The organism is Bradyrhizobium sp. 23AC, assembly GCF_054863025.1.
In genome coordinates this window covers 183131-198380 of sequence record NZ_JAVAYN010000018.1, presented here as the reverse complement: position 1 = coordinate 198380, position 15250 = coordinate 183131, and the positions used below count along the sequence as shown (strand labels likewise).

Here is a 15250-nt window from a genome sequence, read left to right as displayed (position 1 = left end):
CCTCGTTCAACGCACCGATCTACGCGAACCTGTTCAACGACGAGGACGGCGACGGCTTCAGCCTGATCTGGTCCCGGCCCCGTAAGAACGGCGACTGAGGTCGCCAAAAAGCCCCGTCCGGTCTGCCGGGCGGGGCTTCTCTCAGGTGCGCATCAAAGCATTGTTGAGGCCACTGCGCTTCGGCGCCTCTCACTGGTCGCCTTTCGCGGTCATTTCCGTGAACGTCGTCCGGCATACGTCGTCGGGATTTTAGCTATCGTCGCGGTTGGCTCCAGCGGGAATCTATTCAGCGCCCGGAGGGGTAGCCACGCCCAGTGTGCGATGTCTGCCTTTCAACGCAATTCGACTGGATCGAAGCATCCGGGGAAACGTCCATAGCTGGACGCGAACGCATCCTGCCTTCCTGCCAGTTTTCAATCCAGACCTCCCCCTATGTTCTGGTCACGGTCGATCTTGAAGAAGGACCCCGCATGAACGCGCGCCTACGTTGCGATGGACAAGACCCTGCGATCGGCACTCGTTGTCTGTCGATTTGAGGTGCATGAGGAAAGCTGGACGTTTCCGATTTTCGTTCTGGCTTAGCGTCAACGCCGGCTGTCGATACAACGTCCATCTGGGGATCCCTGCGATTCCATTCCGCATGGGATCGAAACTTGATTCCGAAATTCTCCTGCAGTCGGTTGTAGAGGTGAGCAGAAACTCACGCAGTACAACGCGGTCAGAATCATTCAAGCCTGAACCGCTTGCCGCATCCTCGTTGGATTCAACATTGCTGCATCGAAGTGCGACTTCGAATCATTTGGTAGTTGGGAGATGCTTGTCCCAGCAATGGGCTTATTCGCCGAGTCCAGATTATCGATGCCAGTCGCCACTACCGAGACACGGACGAGACCCTGCAGCCGTTCATCGAAAGTGGCGCCGACGATGACGTTAGCGTCCGGGTCGGCTCCTTCGCGAATGCGGCTAGCAGCTTCGTCGACCTCGAATAGCGTCAGGTCCTTGCCGCCGGTGATCGAGATTATGAGGCCACTGGCGCGCTTGATCGAGGGGGCCTCGATCAATGGATTGGAGATCGCGGCCATAGCGGCGGTGAGCACGCGCTTCTCGCCAGAAGCCTCACCCCCGCCCATCATGGCTTTGCCCTTCTCGCGCATGACGGAGAGAACGTCGGCAAAATCGAGATTGATCAAACCTTCTTTGACTATAAGGTCGCTGATGCAGGCCACACCCGAATAGAGAACTTGATCGGCGATGGCGAAGGCATCGTTAAATGTGGTCTTCTCATTGGCCACTCGGAGCAGATTCTGGTTTGGGATGATCAGCAGGGTGTCAACCGCGTTCAGCAGTTCCGCAATGCCCGCTTCAGCAACGCGCATACGGCGCTGGCCCTCGAAGTCGAAGGGCTTGCTGACGACGCCGATGGTGAGAATGCCAAGTTCACGCGCGATCCTGGCTATAACAGGCGCCGCCCCAGTTCCCGTACCGCCGCCCATGCCAGCGGTAACGAACACCATGTTTGCGCCGGTCAAATGATCCTGGATCGCATGAACTGCCTCTTCGGCCGCGGCGCACCCTACTTTGGAGTTCGAGCCGGCGCCAAGGCCTTCGGTCACCTTTGTGCCTAACTGGATGAGGCGCTTGGCCTTGGACATGCTGAGTGCTTGTGCGTCGGTATTGGCGACGACGAAGTCGACGCCTTCCAGCCCGGCCGCGATCATGTTGTTGACGGCATTGCCTCCGGCGCCACCGACTCCAAACACAATAATACGCGCTTTCATCTCGCGAATGTCGCTGATGTCGGTCACTTTTACCTCACGATTTCTTCGGCACGTTGGGATAGCGGACCCGGATTGCTACCGACGAACCTTGTGGTCTGTCTCTACCAGGAGCGCAGCTAGATAGCCTAGTCGACGTGCGGCCTGTCCGTGGCTGTCGATCGAGGCGCCAACTCGGTCACCGGTCCGTAGAGCCGCTGCCTCGTCCTCAAGCCGCGCTGTCGCCTCTCTAGCGGCATGGTCTTTGCGGTCGCCTGCAGCACTTCAACCATCAGGCGTTCGGCGCGCTCGCGTTTGCGCTCGAAATCCGCGCCGTAACCGGCCGCCCTTGCGTCGAGCTGCACAATTTCCGTCTGCGACGCCTCAATGTTTTCCACTAATGGGACAATGTCGCCCGCGCGACGACCACCTCGTGGGCAGGGAGTATGCCTGACTTCAGCGAGATCAACGCTCACTAGCGCTTTGCTATTATCCGAAAGCGAGCGCGGCAATCTGAGTCGCTTGGCAACCGATCGGGCGGCCTCAGGTGAGATTTTCGGCCGGGCACCAAGTGCGACATATGTCTGGGCCTCAATGGGCATCGACTGTTCTCCTAGAACGAACCGGGAGGCAATCGGCTGTTAACCGAAAAGTAACCGCAAGGTAGGCTGCGTTGGTTAACAAGTCGTTAACAGCTCCGGCGAAGAAACAGGTCGCGTATCCATGCGGACTGACTTTTCAAAGCAGGTGTTCCGCAACGAGTCGTGATCTGATCAAAAGGCTATTGCGGACCATTTTCGCGTACCTTCTTTCCGCGGCTGGGTTTCATGTTTCGCCAGTGATGCGTCGTTCCAAGCCGAGCGGCACGATCCAGCCGCCTGCGCGGTCGTACCGGGCAAATTCATCAGGATGTACCGCAGCCAGGCGATTGCGCACGGCGTTTGGGTCTTCGTCGATGGCTGCGCGAATGAGATCGCGCTCGATCCCGACAAAGACCGGCCGGAGGTTGAGGCGAGCGAGCGCTTCCTGGTCGACGGGGGTGACATCGGCGTCGGTGACTGGTCCCGCGCGGGTAACGATGCCGCCGACAAGCCCTCCGATGGCGCCTGTCTTTTCCACTTCCCTTACCGCGGCGGCGTCGAGCAGCGCTCGCGGGCGTGCGAGATCGTCCTAGAGCCTTCGGGCAAAAGGTTGATGCGTGAGACGATGGAGAACGCCCGCCAATTCGGCATGTCCGAGCGGCTTGATCAAGTTGGCGACATGCAGCCGAAGAAGGCCGATGAAGAGCGCGTTTTTCTCTTCGGAAGCGATGGGCTCGCCTTCATCGACGGGATCGCGGACCGAGAGATGGACATCGGCTGGACCAGCTACAGCCATTCCCCAGCGCGTTGCGATCGCGATGCGCTTCAACGTGACTTTGCGGCCTTGGGCCGTGACATCGATCCGTGCAGCTTGCGTCCATGCGCGATCCAGGGCCTTCGCGGGTCCTCCCACATCATGGCAGCCTTTCGCCTCGGCGACCGTCAGGGAGGATAGGTCAGAGGCGCAGGCGATCCAATCGGGCAGGTCGCCGCGAAAAAGGCGCTTGACCTTGAGCTGCCTGCGGCGGTCCAGGTCGATGGTTCGGCTACCGAGATGCGCAAAGATCGAAAGATTGAAGTGTCGCTCGAGATAGGCGCGGGCGACGAAGCGTCCAAACAGGCCTGAGAGCGCGACTTTGACTTCGCGCGCCTGCCCAAGCGGCTCCCTGAAGATGAAAGGCGTTCCCGCGCCGGTCGGCGCCAGCAGCGCGTCGAGAATAGACCACGCGCCATGGGCGGCGCCGGGTGTCTGCAGCACCTCCCGAATGCCGGCATCCTCGATATCGGAGACTTCAAGGTCGACGGTCGGGCCGGCGATGGGGCTCTCCGCCGCAGGATCGAAGCTATGAAGGAATGTCCGTGTCAAAGCGCCAGCGCTCGTTTGAGATCATCGTGCTCGAAAGCGCTGGCCATGCGATTGATCTCGGCCGCGTGGGTGCCGACTGCTTTGGCCGTGTCGCGCCAGGTCGCGGTCGCTGTCGCGACTTCCTTAATGATCGCGCGGGCCTGCGGCAGCGTAAGCCCAAAATATTCCGACGCGGCCTCAAGCAGGTCGAGCGAGCAGGTGCCTTCGTCGAGGTCGATGTTCGTCGTCAGCACCCGCGCCTTCACATCGGTAGGCACGGGATTGAGATCGTAAGCCGGAGAGAGCGACCATCCCGCCTTTCCCAACCACAGGAAACCGTGGTTGCGCAGATGATCATCGACATTGGAGATCAGCACATTGAAGACGACGCGCCTGTAGAGGGCATGGGCGTCCGTCTTTCCTTGCGCACCATGTTGCGAGAGAGCGTCGACAATCTCCGGGTAGCTGCCGCGCTCGCCGTCTTTGGCGCCCATCATCGCCATGGCGGACAGGAACGGGATGCGGACGGCGTCATTGCGATCGAAGCGGCGCGACAGCATGACGGCCTTGCCGGCCACCTCGATCAGTTCGTGTTGCGGGGTGGCGATGCCGGCCTTGCTGGCGAGCCGCAGCGCAATCTCCTCCCAGGTCTCCATGCTGTAGTCGTCGGTCTCCTTTGGAAACTTGGCGATCGAGAGATTGCCGTGTTGATCGATGACCGAGGCCTTCGGCCGCCCGCCACCGAGGGAGGAGCCGGGCGCGAAGATGAGCTGAAGATCTTCGTCCGTTTCCTCGTCGCGGAGAATGCGCTCGGTGATCTGGAGCAGCCGCCCGAGTTCGATGAGGGCCGGTACATCAGCGCGGGTCGGCGTCTGGAAAGTTTCGTCGCCGACCCAGCGGAAGCGAAGTGCGCCAAGTCGCGTTTCGTCGGCAACACCCAGCAAATAGTCGCTTTCTGCAAGCGTGCGAACAGCGCGGCCTTCGCGGTCGGCGAGGCGGCGTTCGGCGCGCTGCATGAGGCGGCGGCCCCAGGTGTCAGGCGCGGAGTCGCCAATGGAACCGAAAGTCGCCAGTCCGGCAGGAGGAGCAAAGGCGCCGCGCGTCAGGGCGAGGGCGGGTTCCAGAACCGGTCCGAGTCATTAAGCCATGCGCCATCGTACTCGAAGAGGATGGTCTCCGAGCCTCGAGCACGGTTGCTCCTCGCCAGTCCGATGCGGCGCGTGCGGCCGCCGAGATCGATATGCACCTCGAAGTCAGCCATCACGTGAGGCCCCGGTCTTGCGTTTGAGGTGGATATGTTTGGGCAGCTCGGCGCTGGCGAGCGCTTGGCCGACGCTGTCGTTGCTGATGTCGGCGAGCTTGATCAGGCCGTCGAGCAGGCCGAGCGCCTGGAGGACGCCGGCATAGATGCCGATGCTGACGTTGGTGTCGCCGGCTTCGACTCTCTGCAGCGTCGAGCGGGACGTGAAGGCGCGCTCGGCGACGACTGCCATCGGCAGCCGCCGACGCCGACGGGCATCGTGGATGTCCGCGCCGAGCTTGCGCAGGGCCCGCCGAACAGCGGCAGGGGGATTGTGGGGGGTAGGCATTTGTGGCCTTCATACTACATATTTGACGAATATGTAGCACGAAGATTACAAATTTTCTAGCACATTAGGGTCGGTACCTCAGTATGGGGGACGGCTAAGCCTTCACCCGAGTCCCCGAAGAATGCGCGCAAGACCCCGCACAGTGAGGCGGCGATCGAAGCTTATGCGAGCGTCGACGCCAAGTTATCTTACAGAATCTGGTGGTCGAACCGGAGTTGGACAGAGAAGGGCGGCCACGGGGTTTTCAGACGGCCTGCCCGGCTTCTGAGAATGAAGGAGATCAACAAGACCGAGCCGAACCGCAGCATCATCGATACTGCGAACGATCCGCACGAAATCAGCCTAGACGAGAATGTCACGCGGGAAAATGTGGATCCCGCCGATCAGTTCGAGGCCTTCAAGAAGCTAGCGGAAAAGCGCGGTTTTGGTGCGGAAGAATTGCCGCCCGCTTCGGCATGACGTCGCATGTTGTCATGCGGCTCGGCGCGGTCTCCCCGAAACTGATGCAGGTCTATCGCGATGGCGATCTGACCCTTGAACATCGTCGAAACCGTTTTGGGCGAAGCACATCGCAAGCCGGAAAGCAGTTTTGATTTCGTGCAAGGCACGCGCCTTGACCTGGAAGGCAAAGCAAAGCGCTTGATGGACTGTCTGAACTTGGGCCGCGTAGCTGGGGCGCCGGTTGCGCGGCCTTGAATCCGGGCCGCATGCGCCGCCGCCGATCCGGCTTGCCGGCAGCGACGCGCGGTCCGCGTCCGGCGCTCGCCGGGCCATTGGCCCGGCTCGCGGATTGTGCCGCGCTATTTGGCGCGACCTTTCTTTGCCGTCCGTTTTAGGAACTCATCAGGCTCGACTTCGAGCTTGTCGGCAAGGCGGCCAATGACCTTTATGCTGACGTAGTACACGCCCTTCTCGAGCTGGCTCAGATAGCTCCGGCTTATCTCAGCCTCCAAGGCAAGTTCATCTTGAGACCATCCCCTCGCATTGCGTAGACGACGCAAGTTAGTGGCGAATGTCTCCCGCAAATCCATGCGGGCAAAGATGCCGCTTGTTCAGTATATTGCACCTCGATATACTTAACAAAGTGCGGCCCATGAACCGTTAGACAGTAAACTCCGCGACCGTGAGATCATGCAAATGCCGCCGCTCGATCCTAACGTGGTTGACCTTGCTCCCAGCGGGCCAGTGTTGACATCCTACGACGAGGAGCACGTTGTCACGTACATTCGCCTTTTGCAGGCGGAGGGTCAGGGAGCGGACTGGCAGGAGGTCGCTCGAATCGTCTTGCACATCGATCCGGATCGAGAGCCGGACCGTGCGCGGACTGCATACCAGAGTCATCTTGCGCGCGCAAAATGGGTGACCGAGCAGGGGCGCCTCTTACGCGGCGCCAGCTCAAAATAGACGAAAATCGCCGACTAGAGACCTGCAGCTAAAACGATTTTCTCCCGCGAACCGGTGGTCATTCTCATGCACCACGTTGTGCCAAACTAGAGGCTTCCTACAACCGCTTCATTCATAACTATTGCGCCGCAATCATTGTTGGCTGCGTGCAATGGGATGGAAGCAATGCCTGAATTCGACTGGCGATCGCCAGATTCGTTTAAGAGCCTGGAGAACGCTGAGATCACTCACATCGCCTGGGAAGGCCTTCGTATGAACGTGGACTATCAACGCGACTACGAAGCGATGATTGCGAATAGCCCAGATGGCGAAGTGACCGAGGAATTCAGGAGGAGGTGGGGTATCTGCTTTCGCCCATGACCCGCAAAAGTCCTCCAAACAGCAGGCAATCTTTTGGACACCTGAGGTTCTGGCGTCCGTTGTCCCCGTGACAAGTGCGCCGGCGGTTTCTCACAGGTCAGCGTCTTCGGCACTGCTCGACTTCACTGCCGGACAGGTGTGCCGCGCCCCCGACGGTTGGCACGCGGTGCTGCACATCGGCTCGGTGGAGCATCGCATCTGGTCAAAACAGCCGCTGACCGCAGGCACTTACTATGCGGCCGAGTTGCCGCTTGACCGCGATTTCGAAGCGCGCGCGCACGCTGCCACGCGGCTATGGCGCACGATGAATGGACGCGCGCCAGGACCTGCCTTCCGTCGCTTGTCAAAACAGCGGCGCGAACGAATATGCGCAGCCCTTCGCGCAGTCGCCGCGTATTTCGCCGGCGCGACCTATCGCAGCATCGCAGAGGCTCTGTTCGGCGAAAAGCGCATGCCGGATCGCGTCTGGAAAACGCACGATTTGCGCAGCCGAACAATCCGCCTCGTACAAAGCGGCCTTGCGCTCGTGCGCGGAGGCTATCGCAAACTTCTGCGGCCCGGGCGCAGGGACAAGTAGCGCTGCCACCGGGGGTGCCGAAAATCCGCCCCCCGATATTCGGCATCCTCCTCCGAGAACTTGCTTCTCCATGATGACCGCACACACGCCGGTGCCGCCATCCGCAGTTCGCTGTCCTCTTGGAGTTCTCAAATGCCCGATCCGATGGCCGGTCTGCCCCCGCGCTTCCTGCGTACATCGGAGGCCGCGCGTTATCTTGGCCTTTCCGGTCGCACGCTGGAGAAGCACCGCACGTACGGCACCGGGCCGACGTATCGGAAGATTGGCGGGCGTGTCGTCTACGCCGTAGATGACCTGAAAGCATGGGCTGATCTCGGCGCCAAAACCTCGACCTCCGATCCCGGCAAAGGGACTGTGCTGCCCGCAAAGAAGCACCCGACGCTGCGCCCCTATGCGGGCCAGGAACGTCGCTGATCCCTGTTTGAGAGCGATGGTCATGCGACGCAAACACCATTCCGAGCGCAACCAGCTTGAGCTCTTCCGCGCACTGCCCGGTGATCTGGCGCCCCGCGACGCGCAGGATCTGATGGCTTATCCATTCTTCTCGCTCGCGAAAACAAAGCGCATTGTGCCGATCGATTTTCGTACCGGTGCGATCACAATTCGCGTCGAAGCGGTGCCGGAACACGGCATGGCGACCATTTGGGATGCGGACGTCTTGATCTGGGCCGCTTCCCAGATCGTCGAGGCCCGTGACGCTGGCTTGAAGACGTCCCGCTTGATGGCTGCAACGCCTTACGAGATTCTGACGTTCGTCGGCCGCGGCACCAGCTCGCGCGACTATGACCGCCTGAAGGCGGGGCTCGACAGGTTGCAATCGACGACCGTGTTGACGTCAATTCGCCAGATTGCAGAACGACGGCGGCATCGCTTCTCCTGGATCAACGAATGGAAGGAGACGGCTGACGCAAACGGGCGCCCGTTCGGGCTCGAACTGATCCTGCCCGATTGGTTCTATTCCGGCGTGATCGATGACGCGCTCGTGCTCACGATTGATCGCGCGTATTTCGATCTGACGGGCGGACTTGAGCGCTGGCTTTACCGGCTCGTGCGCAAGCATGGCGGCCGGCAGCAGGGCGGCTGGAGTTTCGATCTTGTGCATCTCCATGCCAAGTCCGGCAGTCTCTCGCCTCTCAAGCATTTTGCATACGACGTGCGTCAGATTGTCCAGCGCCAGGCATTGCCTGGCTACCAACTCGTGCTCACGCGCGATCGCGATGGCGCCGAGCGGTTGAAGTTCGCGCCCGCGCTCATCAATCCATTCACCGAGAGACTTCGCAAGCGCGGTCTCCTTCCGAAATCGGGAGGCAACCTGTGAATCAGCTCGTGCTATCGGGGACCGCAACCCTCGTGCCATCAGGGACCCGACCCTCGTGCTATCGGGGACCGGAATCGGATCGAAGTCCTTGTTCTTTAGCGCTTTTCAGCCGCCGTAACTCTTCTAACCAGAAATCCTTCGGATTTCTTCTAACGGACCACGCCTTCGGGCCTGATGAGGATAACCACCACGGTCCGCCTGTTCTGCCTCGCCACAGTGAAGGCGAGAGCGAGGACGCGCTGTCGCAATTCCGCTCCCGCCAGGCAACCAGAACCTTTCTGTACTCGGAGCGCACCATGAACAATTTCACTGAAGTCGAACTCCTTTGGCTCGAGAAGCGCATTGAGAACCGCATCCGGTTCGGCCACTCCGTCGAGGAGAGAATCCTCGATCGCCGCCGACGCGTGCTGTCCTTTGCGCCCGGCAGCATCTTCGCGTTCGTACGCTGGACATCAAACGACTTCGGAACGGCAATCTCACGGATCGATATTCTGCGCGCGGTCGTACCGGGACAACGATGCTCCACGGTGCCCTATGTGAAGCCCGGCGGGGACATTCTCCTGCGCCTATCCGGCTGGCCCAAGGTCGAACGGGTGCTTCAGTTGATCGACGCTGTCGAGGCACTCGACATCGATCCCGCGGACGCTGCGCCCGATTACTGGCATCATGTTCATAACCGCATGTCGGTCAATGAAAACCCCCGCCCCTACACGAAAGCGAGACACCAGGCGTGGCTTCAACGGCAGAGGACCATGCGATGACAGGTCGGTGGAAGACCTTGGTCACGATGTTCGGCGGCGCTGCTGCTCTTCTCGTACCGATAGTTCTCGACCTGACACCACTCTACGTCTGGAATGCATCTGACAGCGTGCCAATCGGCCTGTATCGCTTGCAACCTGCGGAAAAGCTGTTCGTGACCGAGTTGCTCGCCGTTCAGCCGCCGGAGCCGCTTGCAACCTTCCTTGACGCGAGCGGCTATCTGCCGGCCGGGATACCAATGCTCAAGCGCGTGCTGGCGCTTCCGGGGCAGACCGTCTGTAGAACCGGGCTCGCAGTTACCGTCGACGCGATCGAAATGGGCGAGGCAAGGGATCGCGATGGCCGCGGCCGTCCCCTCCCGAAATGGCAGGGTTGCCGCGTCGTCGGCGAGGGCGAACTCTTTGTCATGAACTGGCAATCCGCCGACTCGCTGGACGGAAGATACTTCGGCTTTCTGCCGGCATCCGCCGTCCTTGGGCGTGCGCTCCCCGTGTGGACCTGGGAGGACTGAGCGTGCGGGTGTTGGGATTCCGATCTGCTATTTCGCTGTTCGACCGAATGTCGCCCCATTCCTCCGTCCCGGCCAACGATCGCGGAGCCCTCGCGCGCAGGGCCGGTCCAGCGCCCGCCCCGGACTTCGTCCGTGGGCGGCCGATGGGCCGGCGCCAGGCGACCTTAGCCCGGAGGAGCACGAACACAAGGGCATGCTGGCGTTCAGTCGAAACAAGCCTTCGCTCCGTCGTGCCGTTGTTCCTTGCGCTGACGATCAGTGATGCTGCGGCTTTCGCCGAGACACGATCGGCAGAGCATACAGCGAACTCTCAAACCAGCGAAGCGTTTGCACCGATCATTGACGAGGCCTCGCGCCGCTTCGGCTTACCAGTGTACTGGATACGCGCCGTCTTGGAAGTCGAGAGCGCTGGAGACGTGTGCGCCAAATCCCCGAAAGGTGCCATGGGGCTGATGCAGATCATGCCGCAGACTTGGGCCGAGCTTCGCCTGCGATACCAGCTTGGCAACGATCCCTACGATCCCCACGACAACATCCTTGCTGGTGCGGCCTATCTCCGGGAACTGCAGGACCGATACGGTTCGCCGGGCTTCCTCGCAGCCTACAATGCGGGACCTGGTCGCTACGAAGAACATCTCGCTGGTCGAGCATTGCCAGCTGAAACCCGAGCTTATTTGCAGAAGCTTGCACCAACGATCGGCAGCGATATTTCCGTTCCTGGGGCGGTCGCCAGGTTGCAGCCGTCGGGAACGACGCTATTCGCTGTGCGGTCCGAAAGCCTCAAGAGCACCACGTCGGCGCAGCGCGGCCTCATGCTGGATCACACTCCGATCGCGGGCGTTGCACACGACATTTCAGCCATCGTACCCCAAGCAACCGGGCTTTTTTCCGCGAGCTTTGTTGCGGGAGGTCGGCGATGAGCGAATGCATAAGCGCGCATGCATTAGCGTTCCGTAGAGAGAAATGGGCGGAAAGGAGGGGACGGTCGGAAGACACGAGTAAGCGTTCGGCGGCTGCACATCGGGCAGCTCGTGATATCAGTCGTCAGTTTCCACGTCGCGGGCGCCCCGTGACGGACATTCGGTTTACATTCGAAACGCCGCAACACGATCATGACGCTAAGACGTTCGGGTTTGCTACTGAAGGACCCTCGCTCACGCGGCAAGAGTTCGCTGAGGAGTGCGATAATAACGTGCTGATGGCATACGGGCGATGCCTTCGGCCCGCGCTCTACTCGTCGCTTCGCTCCTCACCGAGCCACCCTACGGGTGTCTCGGCCCTTCGGGTAACGATCGCTATCGCAAACGCTCGCAAACAGTGGGGGCTTCGCAAGTCAACTGCGAAGTCGCGGCGGCTCTTTCGCAATGAATCGGCCACCAGCCGAGGTGTTCGGGCAGGCGCTATTAGAGGATCCACCGCAACGACCCGAACTGCATTTTGTCGCAAACCGCCGCGAGCACCGACAGCCTGTTGGCTTGGAAGTTGGGCCCTGGGAATCAGGGACCGGGAGAACATGAGCATGACGGCAGGACGGCCGCCCGTAATCGGTCTGCGCCGGGAATTCCGGCTGCTGACGTGGCCGGCCGGCCGAATAACCCGCACACTGCGCCGCCTCAGCAACGCGGGAGGCGTGTGATGGAATTCTTCTGTGGTCTGGATGTCGGCATGGACGAGACAGCGATCTGTGTGGTGGACGCCGCCGGCAAGGTGATGCTGGAGACGGTGGTGGTGACCGATCCGGAGGCGATCAAGGCGGCGCTTGCGCCGTATCTTGGCCGCTTGCGGCGGCTCGGCCACGAGGCGGGCTCGCTGTCGCCCTGGCTGCACCCGGAACTGTTGCAACGCGGTCTGCCGGCGGTCTGCCTGGAGACCCTGCACGTGCGCGCGGCGCTGAAGGCGCAGCGCAACAAGACCGACAAGGCGGACGCGCTCGGCATTGCCCACATCATGCGCACCGGCTGGTTCCGAAAGGCCCACATCAAGAGCGCGGCGTGCTACCGGCTGCGGCTGTTGTTGACGCACCGGCGCAATCTGAAGCGCAAGTTCCTGGATCTCGAGAACGCGATCCGGCATTCGCTGAAGGTGTTCGGCATCCGGCTGAACCGGGTCGGCCGCGGCGGTTTTGCGCAAGCCGTGCGCGAGGCGGTGGCCAGCGATGCGCTGGTCAGCGAGCTGATCGACGCCATGCTGAACGCGCGCGCGGCGCTGTGGAAGGAGTATGGCCGGCTGCACGATCTGGTGGTGCGCCTGGTTGCCGGGCACGAGCTGTGCCGGCGCTTCATGCAGATTCCAGGCGTCGGTCCGATCGCAGCCTTGAGCTTCATGACCGCGGTCGATGATCCGTCGCGCTTCAAGCGCTCGCGCGACGTCGCGGCGTATTTTGGCCTGACCTCGCGGCGCTGGCAGTCCGGCTCCTCGGTCGACGTCAAGGGGCGGATCAGCAAGGCGGGCGACGGCGACGTGCGGCGGGCGCTGTACGAGGCGGCGAGCGCGCTGCTGACCCGCTACAAGAAGAAAGACAAGGTCAAGAGCTGGGGGCTGGCGCTGGCCAGGCGCTCCTCGCACCGCAAGGCGACGGTCGCGGTGGCGCGCAAGCTCGCCGTGATCATGCACGCGATGTGGACCAGCGGCACGTTCTACTGCGGCGATCCGGACGTCGCGGCGGCCGACGTCAGCGCGCGGGCCGCGGCCAAGGATCACCGGCTGCTGGGAGCCTGGGCATGACCAGCGCAAGGGATTTGCACGTCGGCGGCACGATGATCGCCACGTATTGAACACGGAGCTCCGCGCGAGCGGATGAGGACTGGTGCAGCACAACGACGACGGAACGCACGTTATCTTGCCTGCGACGGTGCATCTTCGGATGGCCGATCGCGCCGGATTGCCTGTGATGTGGCTCCGTCATCCCGATGGAAAGATGCGCCGCGACGGCGTCCGCGCTGCCTTGCTGCAGCGACCTTGTGCCGTCGATGAGCGCGGAAGACTGCACGGCGCATCAGGACTCATGACCATTGCGGCGCATCGTGTCATGGCGTGGATCAGAGCGGCTTGTCGCAAACGAGAAAGGAAGCGAGAATGGCTGAGACGAGAGAGACGACACGACCGATTAAGACGGCTAGATAAAAGGGGCTCGCCGGTCGAACCGCAAGCCATTGACATGGCTTGGGTTCTGGCGTGCCGGTCGGTCGGGGCGCGTGCCGCGCCGTACATTTTGAACAGCGCAATCAAGCAGATTTTCGGCACTGTAGCTGCCTTGGCGCCTTTCGAGGTCCGGCAATGACCCTGCGTGACAGCGATCTGCGCATTCGGCCCGGGCGCATCCGCAGCACCCGCGCGCCCAAGCCGAAGAGCTTCATCAACCAGGTGCTACGTGCCGCGAAGAAAGCCGGACACACGTCGGGTCAGGGCAGGTTTGGCAGGCGTTCTGCGGCCTATGGGCGCTCGACGTTTGGCCGCGGCCGGCTGTCCTTTGGTCGCAGCCGGTTGTTCAGTCCGACGCGGCGCGTTGTGGTGAAGGCGCGCATCGTGCGTCACAAGGGACGTTCGTTCCGCTCGGCGCCGCTGACGGCTCATCTTTCATACCTCAAGCGCGACGGAGTAACCCGGAACGGCGAGCGGGCCGAGATGTTTGATGCTGGCAGCGATCGAGCTGACGGTGCGGCCTTCGCAGAACGCTGCGAGGGCGACCGCCATCATTTTCGATTCATTGTCTCGCCCGAGGATGCCGCCGACATGACTGACCTCAAGGCCTTCACCCGTGATCTGGCCAAGCAGATGGAGATCGATCTCGGAACGCAGCTCGAATGGGTGGCCGTCGATCACTGGAATACGGACAACCCTCACATCCATCTTCTCGTTCGGGGAGTCGATGAGACAGGCGCAGACCTCGTGATCTCCCGCGACTACGTCAGCCGCGGCCTGCGCTCACGCGCCGAGGAGTTGGTCGGCATCGAACTGGGTCCAAGACCTGAGCATGAAATCCGCAATGCGCTGGAGAGAGAAGTCACGGCAGAGCGATGGACGCGGCTCGACCGGGAGATCTGGCAGGTCGCCGACGAAACCGGCTATATCGATCTTCGCCCCGACAATCCCGGCAGCTCCGATCCCGAAATCCGGCGCCTGATGGTCGGCCGCCTTCAGCACCTGGAGAAGATGGGCCTTGCTGCGTCAGCTGCGCCAGGGGAGTGGATGGTCGGGCTCGAGGCTGAACGTAATCTCCGCGACCTCGGCATGCGCGGCGACATCATCAAGACCATGCATCGCGCCTTCAGCGAGCGTGGGGAAGCGCGTGGCGTGTCCGACTACGTCATCGAAGGTGGACAGCCAAGCTCCCAGATTATCGGACGACTGGTCGATCATGGATTGCATGACGAGCTCACCGGCGAGGCCTACGCCCTGATCGACGGAACAGACGGGCGCGCGCACCACGTCCGGTTCCGAGGAATCGAAGCTTTCGAACATGCGCCATCCGTCGGCGGTATGGTCGAGGTCCGGCGCTTCGGTCCGGCCGATGATCCGCGCCCGACATTGGTCCTTGCGGCCCGTTCTGATCTCGATCTTGGCGAGCAGGTCGCCGCGAAAGGCGCCACCTGGCTCGACCACCGGCTGGTTGAATCCAACCCCATGCCGCTCGCCATGGGCGGCTTCGGTCGCCAGACGCGCGACGCTCTCGAAGCTCGCACAGAGCATCTGGTTCGGGAAGGTCTGGCGCGACGGCAGGGCCAGCGCATCACATTCCAGCGTGATCTCCTGAACACGTTGCGCCGACGCGAGCTGGACGAGGTGGCGGCAAGAATCTCGGCGCAGACCGGCCTGCCTCACGTGAAGGGCGCCTCGGGCGAGCACGTAGCGGGCACGTATCGTCAGCGGTTGACGCTCGCCTCGGGGCGTTTCGCCATGATCGACGACGGGCTCGGATTTCAGCTGGTGCCCTGGTCGCGCGAGCTTGAGAAAAGGTTGGGCCAGCACGTTGCCGGCACCACGAAGGAGGGCGGCGGGATCGAATGGAGCTTCGGCCGGAAGCGCGACCTCAGCCTGTAGCTATCTTGTCAA

19 protein-coding genes and 2 pseudogenes are annotated in these 15250 nt (G+C 61.8%); 14 read left to right on the top strand and 7 right to left on the bottom strand.

Annotated elements, in window-relative coordinates:
* Window positions 1-98: DUF736 family protein (locus RAD10_RS32090; protein ID WP_461620550.1), on the top strand; the 98-nt coding region annotated here is incomplete at its 5' end.
* 216 nt (window positions 99-314) lie between these two features.
* Window positions 315-536 carry a Zn-ribbon domain-containing OB-fold protein gene (locus RAD10_RS32085; RefSeq protein ID WP_370691914.1) on the top strand — a complete coding sequence of 74 codons (222 nt, stop codon included), beginning with the start codon at window positions 315-317 and terminating at the stop codon, window positions 534-536.
* A 192-nt stretch (window positions 537-728) separates the two neighbouring features.
* Here RAD10_RS32085 and ftsZ read toward each other — a convergent pair whose 3' ends face one another.
* The 6 genes and pseudogenes from ftsZ to RAD10_RS32055 form a co-directional block, all read right to left on the bottom strand.
* On the bottom strand, window positions 729-1805 hold the full coding sequence (ftsZ, locus tag RAD10_RS32080; RefSeq protein ID WP_458176542.1) for a cell division protein FtsZ: 1077 nt from the start codon (window positions 1803-1805) through the stop codon (window positions 729-731).
* Between the two features lie 98 nt (window positions 1806-1903).
* The gene (locus RAD10_RS32075; RefSeq protein ID WP_270163331.1) at window positions 1904-2356 is read right to left on the bottom strand and encodes a hypothetical protein; all 453 of its coding nucleotides are present in this window, start codon (window positions 2354-2356) and stop codon (window positions 1904-1906) included.
* Between the two features lie 223 nt (window positions 2357-2579).
* Complete coding sequence (locus RAD10_RS32070) at window positions 2580-2873, bottom strand: hypothetical protein (protein ID WP_461620546.1); 294 nt, start codon at window positions 2871-2873, stop codon at window positions 2580-2582.
* Window positions 2874-2924: 51 nt separating this feature from the next.
* On the bottom strand, window positions 2925-3593 hold the full coding sequence (locus tag RAD10_RS32065; RefSeq protein ID WP_461620545.1) for a hypothetical protein: 669 nt from the start codon (window positions 3591-3593) through the stop codon (window positions 2925-2927).
* Window positions 3594-3697: 104 nt separating this feature from the next.
* A pseudogene (locus tag RAD10_RS32060) lies at window positions 3698-4941 on the bottom strand (type II toxin-antitoxin system HipA family toxin).
* Window positions 4934-5269 (bottom strand): helix-turn-helix domain-containing protein, encoded by a 336-nt coding sequence (locus RAD10_RS32055; RefSeq protein ID WP_027545516.1) that lies wholly within the window; start codon window positions 5267-5269, stop codon window positions 4934-4936. Before RAD10_RS32055 ends, RAD10_RS32060 begins: the two are co-directional and overlap by 8 nt.
* Before the next feature lie 63 nt (window positions 5270-5332).
* Between RAD10_RS32055 and RAD10_RS32050 the strand changes: the two are divergent.
* Both RAD10_RS32050 and RAD10_RS32045 read left to right on the top strand, forming a co-directional pair.
* Window positions 5333-5808, top strand: a pseudogene (locus RAD10_RS32050) (ParB/RepB/Spo0J family partition protein); the annotation flags it as partial.
* Window positions 5804-5965, top strand: coding sequence for a hypothetical protein (locus RAD10_RS32045; protein WP_270173039.1), 162 nt, complete (start codon window positions 5804-5806; stop codon window positions 5963-5965). The pseudogene RAD10_RS32050 and the gene RAD10_RS32045, both read left to right, overlap by 5 nt.
* A gap of 104 nt (window positions 5966-6069) precedes the next feature.
* Here RAD10_RS32045 and RAD10_RS32040 read toward each other — a convergent pair whose 3' ends face one another.
* Window positions 6070-6300 (bottom strand): helix-turn-helix domain-containing protein, encoded by a 231-nt coding sequence (locus RAD10_RS32040; RefSeq protein ID WP_270163328.1) that lies wholly within the window; start codon window positions 6298-6300, stop codon window positions 6070-6072.
* 100 nt (window positions 6301-6400) lie between these two features.
* Between RAD10_RS32040 and RAD10_RS32035 the strand changes: the two genes are divergently transcribed.
* The 10 genes from RAD10_RS32035 (at window position 6401) to RAD10_RS31990 (ending at window position 15238) form a co-directional block, all read left to right on the top strand.
* Entirely contained in the window at window positions 6401-6673 is a 273-nt protein-coding gene (locus RAD10_RS32035) for a DUF2285 domain-containing protein (protein ID WP_270163327.1), read from the top strand.
* Window positions 6674-6838: 165 nt separating this feature from the next.
* The gene (locus RAD10_RS32030; protein WP_200471987.1) at window positions 6839-7033 is read left to right on the top strand and encodes a transcriptional regulator domain-containing protein; all 195 of its coding nucleotides are present in this window, start codon (window positions 6839-6841) and stop codon (window positions 7031-7033) included.
* Window positions 7034-7199: 166 nt separating this feature from the next.
* Window positions 7200-7610, top strand: coding sequence for a DUF2285 domain-containing protein (locus RAD10_RS32025; RefSeq protein ID WP_270163326.1), 411 nt, complete (start codon window positions 7200-7202; stop codon window positions 7608-7610).
* Between the two features lie 132 nt (window positions 7611-7742).
* Window positions 7743-8024 (top strand): helix-turn-helix transcriptional regulator, encoded by a 282-nt coding sequence (locus RAD10_RS32020; protein WP_027534820.1) that lies wholly within the window; start codon window positions 7743-7745, stop codon window positions 8022-8024.
* A 22-nt stretch (window positions 8025-8046) separates the two neighbouring features.
* Window positions 8047-8928, top strand: a complete 882-nt coding sequence (locus RAD10_RS32015) for a replication initiator protein A (RefSeq protein ID WP_270163325.1) — start codon at window positions 8047-8049, stop codon at window positions 8926-8928.
* A 296-nt stretch (window positions 8929-9224) separates the two neighbouring features.
* Window positions 9225-9689: a DUF2840 domain-containing protein gene (locus tag RAD10_RS32010; RefSeq protein WP_270163323.1), complete on the top strand. Its 465-nt coding sequence runs from the start codon at window positions 9225-9227 to the stop codon at window positions 9687-9689.
* Window positions 9686-10198 carry a S26 family signal peptidase gene (locus RAD10_RS32005; RefSeq protein ID WP_270163322.1) on the top strand — a complete coding sequence of 171 codons (513 nt, stop codon included), beginning with the start codon at window positions 9686-9688 and terminating at the stop codon, window positions 10196-10198. Before RAD10_RS32010 ends, RAD10_RS32005 begins: the two co-directional genes overlap by 4 nt.
* Before the next feature lie 143 nt (window positions 10199-10341).
* Window positions 10342-11118, top strand: a complete 777-nt coding sequence (locus RAD10_RS32000) for a lytic transglycosylase domain-containing protein (RefSeq protein ID WP_370691913.1) — start codon at window positions 10342-10344, stop codon at window positions 11116-11118.
* A 715-nt stretch (window positions 11119-11833) separates the two neighbouring features.
* Window positions 11834-12922, top strand: coding sequence for an IS110 family RNA-guided transposase (locus RAD10_RS31995; RefSeq protein WP_270163320.1), 1089 nt, complete (start codon window positions 11834-11836; stop codon window positions 12920-12922).
* A 552-nt stretch (window positions 12923-13474) separates the two neighbouring features.
* The gene (locus RAD10_RS31990; protein ID WP_270163319.1) at window positions 13475-15238 is read left to right on the top strand and encodes a relaxase/mobilization nuclease domain-containing protein; all 1764 of its coding nucleotides are present in this window, start codon (window positions 13475-13477) and stop codon (window positions 15236-15238) included.
* Window positions 15239-15250 lie beyond the last annotated feature (12 nt).

Excerpts from the sequence above, each read along its gene's own strand:
- RAD10_RS32075 (WP_270163331.1), bottom strand. The coding sequence starts at position 2,356 with ATGCCCATTGAGGCCCAGACATATGTCGCACTTGGTGCCCGGCCGAAA.
- RAD10_RS32055 (WP_027545516.1), bottom strand. The coding sequence starts at position 5,269 with ATGCCTACCCCCCACAATCCCCCTGCCGCTGTTCGGCGGGCCCTGCGC.
- RAD10_RS32040 (WP_270163328.1), bottom strand. The coding sequence starts at position 6,300 with ATGGATTTGCGGGAGACATTCGCCACTAACTTGCGTCGTCTACGCAAT.
- RAD10_RS32035 (WP_270163327.1), top strand. The coding sequence starts at position 6,401 with ATGCAAATGCCGCCGCTCGATCCTAACGTGGTTGACCTTGCTCCCAGC.
- RAD10_RS32030 (WP_200471987.1), top strand. The coding sequence starts at position 6,839 with ATGCCTGAATTCGACTGGCGATCGCCAGATTCGTTTAAGAGCCTGGAG.
- RAD10_RS32020 (WP_027534820.1), top strand. The coding sequence starts at position 7,743 with ATGCCCGATCCGATGGCCGGTCTGCCCCCGCGCTTCCTGCGTACATCG.
- RAD10_RS32015 (WP_270163325.1), top strand. The coding sequence starts at position 8,047 with ATGCGACGCAAACACCATTCCGAGCGCAACCAGCTTGAGCTCTTCCGC.
- RAD10_RS32010 (WP_270163323.1), top strand. The coding sequence starts at position 9,225 with ATGAACAATTTCACTGAAGTCGAACTCCTTTGGCTCGAGAAGCGCATT.
- RAD10_RS32005 (WP_270163322.1), top strand. The coding sequence starts at position 9,686 with ATGACAGGTCGGTGGAAGACCTTGGTCACGATGTTCGGCGGCGCTGCT.
- RAD10_RS32000 (WP_370691913.1), top strand. The coding sequence starts at position 10,342 with ATGGGCCGGCGCCAGGCGACCTTAGCCCGGAGGAGCACGAACACAAGG.
- RAD10_RS31995 (WP_270163320.1), top strand. The coding sequence starts at position 11,834 with ATGGAATTCTTCTGTGGTCTGGATGTCGGCATGGACGAGACAGCGATC.
- RAD10_RS31990 (WP_270163319.1), top strand. The coding sequence starts at position 13,475 with ATGACCCTGCGTGACAGCGATCTGCGCATTCGGCCCGGGCGCATCCGC.